We start from the raw sequence: 3,802 nt of genomic DNA, 5'->3' as shown, positions 1-3,802 counted from the left end.
GGTTTCCGACCGCACCCGGACCCCCGCTCGCCGGGAGGAGTGGCAGCGCGTCAGGCGGCTGCCTTGAACCCCCTCAGCCGCAGGCTGTTGCCGACGACGAACACCGAGGAGAAGGCCATCGCCGCGCCCGCGATCATCGGGCTCAGCAGCCCCAGCGCCGCGAGCGGCAGTGCCGCGACGTTGTAGGCGAAGGCCCAGAACAGGTTCGAGCGGATCGTCCCCAGGGTGCGGCGTGCCAGCCGGATGGCGTCGGCCGCCGACCGCAGGTCACCCCGTACGAGGGTCAGATCACTGGCCTCGATCGCCGCGTCCGTGCCGGTGCCCATCGCCAGGCCCAGATCGGCCTGGGCGAGCGCCGCCGCGTCGTTGACACCGTCGCCGACCATGGCGACGCTGCGGCCCTCGGCCTGGAGACGCTTGACGACATCGACCTTGTCCTCGGGCATGACCTCGGCGATCACCTCGTCGATACCCACCTCGGCGGCGACGGCCTTGGCGACCGCCGTGTTGTCCCCGGTCAGCAGGATGGGCGCCAGGCCCAGGCCCCGGAGCTTGGTGATGGCCTCGGCACTGGTCTCCTTGACCGCGTCGGCGACTTCGAGGACCGCGCGGGCCTCGCCGTCCCAGGCGACCGTGATCGCGGTGCGCCCGCCCGCCTCGGCAGCCGCCTTGGCCCGCTTCAGCTCGTCGGTCAGGTGGATCTCCCAGTCGGCGAGCAGCTTCTCGCGGCCCACCAGGACGGCGTGGCCGTCCACGATGCCCTGGACGCCCAGTCCGGGGACGTTGGTGAAGTCCTCGGGGGCGGGGAGCGCACCGGTCTTGGCGACGGCTCCGGCGGCGACCGCCTGGGCGATCGGGTGCTCGGAGGCGTTCTCCAGGGCTCCGGCGATCCGCAGCACCTCCTCCTCGTCGGTGGACGCGGCGGTGTGGACGGCGAGCAGGGTCATCTTGCCGGTGGTGACCGTGCCGGTCTTGTCCAGGACGACGGTGTCGACCTTGCGGGTGGTCTCCAGGACCTCGGGCCCCTTGATCAGGATGCCGAGCTGGGCACCCCGGCCGGTGCCGACCATGAGAGCGGTCGGGGTGGCCAGGCCCAGGGCGCAGGGGCAGGCGATGATCAGTACGGCCACGGCTGCCGTGAAGGCGGCGGCCCAGCCCTCGCCGAGTGTCAGCCAGGTGATGAGGGTGCCGATCGCCAGCAGGATCACGATCGGGACGAAGACGCCCGAGATCTTGTCGGCGAGCCGCTGTGCCGCCGCCTTGCCGGTCTGCGCCTCCTCGACCAGCTTCGCCATCCGGGCGAGCTGGGTGTCGGAGCCGATCCGGGTGGCCTCCACGACGAGCCGGCCGCCCGCGTTCAGGGTGGCTCCGGTGACGCCGTCGCCGGGGGCGACCTCGACGGGCACGGACTCGCCGGTGAGCATGGACGCGTCCACGGCGGATGAGCCCTCGACCACGATGCCGTCGGTGGCGATCTTCTCGCCGGGCCGCACCAGGAAGTGGTCGCCGACCGCCAGCTCGGCGGTGGGCACCCGGACCTCCTGCCCGTCCCGCAGTACGGTGACCTCCTTCGCGCCCAGCTCCATCAGGGCCTTGAGCGCGGCCCCCGCCTTACGCTTGGAGCGGGCCTCGAAGTAGCGCCCGGCCAGGATGAACGCGGTGACACCGGCCGCCGCCTCCAGATAGATGTTCGACGCGCCGTCGCTGCGGGAGATCGTCAGCTCGAAGGGGTGGGTCATCCCCGGCATGCCGGCGTGACCCCAGAACAGCGCGTACAGGGACCACAGGAACGCGGCCGTTGTGCCGACCGAGACCAGGGTGTCCATGGTGGCCGCGCCGTGCCGCAGGTTCTTCCAGGCGGCGCGGTGGAAGGGCCAGCCCGCGTAGACGACGACGGGTGCGGCCAGGGTGAGGGAGAGCCACTGCCAGTACTGGAACTGGAGGGCCGGGATCATCGCCATCGCGATCACCGGCACGGACAGGACGACGGCGGTGAGCACCCGCTGCCGCAGTGACCGCAGCTCGGGGTCGTCCGCCTCCGCTTCCTCCTCGCCGCCGGCCCCCGGCTCACCGGTCGTACGGGCCGGAGCCTTCGGCTTGGGCTCGGCGGCCGTGTAGCCGGTCGCCTCGACCGTACCGATCAGATCCTGTACGGAGATGTCCTCGCCGCGGTAGGTGACCTTGGCCTTCTCCGTGGCGTAGTTCACGGTGGCCTCGACGCCGTCCATGCGGTTGAGCTTCTTCTCGATGCGGGCGGCGCAGGAGGCGCACGTCATGCCGCCGATGGCGAGTTCTACCTCTTGATGGGTGGCTGTGTGCGCCATGAATCCTCCCTGTCCGGCGTTGCATACCCCTAGGGGGTATCCCTTCTGTCTTCATGTATACCCCCACACCGTATCTGGTGCAAGTCCTCGGTGGCGGGGGTGCTGGTGCGGCCGGGAAGCGTGCGCATTAGTCTGGGTATTGGACTAGACCTATTTTGGGTCGTCGCCAGCTGTCCCGGCCGGTACCAGTCGTAGCCTGCCGTAGCCGTTTCCCAGGAGGAATGGGGTCACATGAGCAACCGTGCAGTCCTGGAGGTGATCGCCCTGGACGCCGAGGACGCGGTCGCGGCGCAGTCCGGAGGGGCGGACCGGCTGGAACTGGTCACCGACATGGCGGCGGACGGTCTGACCCCGTCGCGGGAGACCTTCGGGCGGGTCCGCGCCGCGGTGGACATTCCGCTTCGGGTGATGCTCCGCCCGGCCAACCGCTTCCAGGTGGGAGCGCCGGGGGATCTGGAGGCGCTGGTGCGGGCCGCCGGGGAACTGCGCGCGGAAGGCGCGCGCGAGTTCGTCCTCGGCTTCCTCGACGGCGAGGGCCAGGTGGACCTGGTGGCCGTCGAGCGACTGGCCACGGAGCTGTCCGGCTGCGCCTGGACCTTCCACCGCGCGATCGACCGCGCGGCGGACCGGGACGCGCTCCGCAAGCAGCTCGCGGATCTGCCGGGCCTGGACACCTATCTGACCGCGGGCTCGGCGCGCGGCGTCGACGCCGGCCTGCCCGTGCTGCTGGCCGAGGCCGCGCGCCGGGGCGAGCCCGGGTACGAGGCGCAGATCCTGGTGGGCGGCGGCCTGCGCCTCGACCATGTGCCGGGTCTCCTCTCGGCCGGCGTCGACGCCTTCCACATCGGCGGCGCGGCCCGCCCGGGCGGCTGGTCGGGGCCCGTGTCGGCGGACGCGGTCCGGGGCTGGCGCGAGACGCTGGACGCGTAGCGCCCCCGGCGGCCCGACCTCTTGAGCCGAAAGGTTCCTGCGGGGTCTTGTGGCGTGGGGTGGTGCTTCGGGGTTGGGGCGGGTGGTGTGGTGCGGGGTCTTGGGCGGTCCGGGGTTGGGGCCGGTGTTCTGGTGTCGGGGTCTTGGGCTGGGCCCGGGCGCCTCGGGGCTGGGCCCGGGGCCGTTCGGGGCTGGGGCCGGGGTCCGCTCCGGGGTCACGTCGGGACTGCACGATTTACGGCGCGTTTCGGGTTCTTGTCGGGTGGCGGGTCCTTCAGCGCCACAAATCACGCTTTACGTCCCGACGCCACCCCTGCGCGTCCCCCTCCCCGCGACCATCGGCCGGTGTGCCCCTCCCGGTCCGGTTCCGTGCGTCCCCTCCCGGTCCACTTCCTCGTGTCCCCCTCCCGGTCCACTTCCACATGTCCCCGTTCCCTGGCCAACCCTTGCCCGTTCCCTTCCGCGTCCCTGTTCCCTGGCTCACCCTTGCCCGCCCCTTTCCGGGTCCGCCTTTGTCCGTTCCAGCCCCTCCGGAGGCACATTCAGCC

Annotated in this window: 2 protein-coding genes; one reads left to right on the top strand and one right to left on the bottom strand. The window is 71.8% G+C overall.

Annotation, left to right across the window (positions count from 1 at the left end; genetic code table 11):
- Positions 1 to 50 precede the first annotated feature (50 nt).
- Positions 51 to 2,324: a heavy metal translocating P-type ATPase gene (locus tag ACWF94_RS36045; protein ID WP_453498643.1), complete on the bottom strand. Its 2,274-nt coding sequence runs from the start codon at positions 2,322 to 2,324 to the stop codon at positions 51 to 53.
- Positions 2,325 to 2,555: 231 nt separating this feature from the next.
- Between ACWF94_RS36045 and ACWF94_RS36040 the strand changes: the two genes are divergently transcribed.
- Positions 2,556 to 3,254 carry a copper homeostasis protein CutC gene (locus ACWF94_RS36040; protein ID WP_453498640.1) on the top strand — a complete coding sequence of 233 codons (699 nt, stop codon included), beginning with the start codon at positions 2,556 to 2,558 and terminating at the stop codon, positions 3,252 to 3,254.
- Positions 3,255 to 3,802 lie beyond the last annotated feature (548 nt).

Source organism: Streptomyces sp. NPDC055078 (assembly GCF_053607985.1).
The sequence above is the reverse complement of the archived record's forward strand: the minus strand, read 5'-3'. Positions and strand labels throughout refer to the sequence as shown.

Excerpts from the sequence above, each read along its gene's own strand:
- ACWF94_RS36040 (WP_453498640.1), top strand. The coding sequence starts at position 2,556 with ATGAGCAACCGTGCAGTCCTGGAGGTGATCGCCCTGGACGCCGAGGAC.
- ACWF94_RS36045 (WP_453498643.1), bottom strand. The coding sequence starts at position 2,324 with ATGGCGCACACAGCCACCCATCAAGAGGTAGAACTCGCCATCGGCGGC.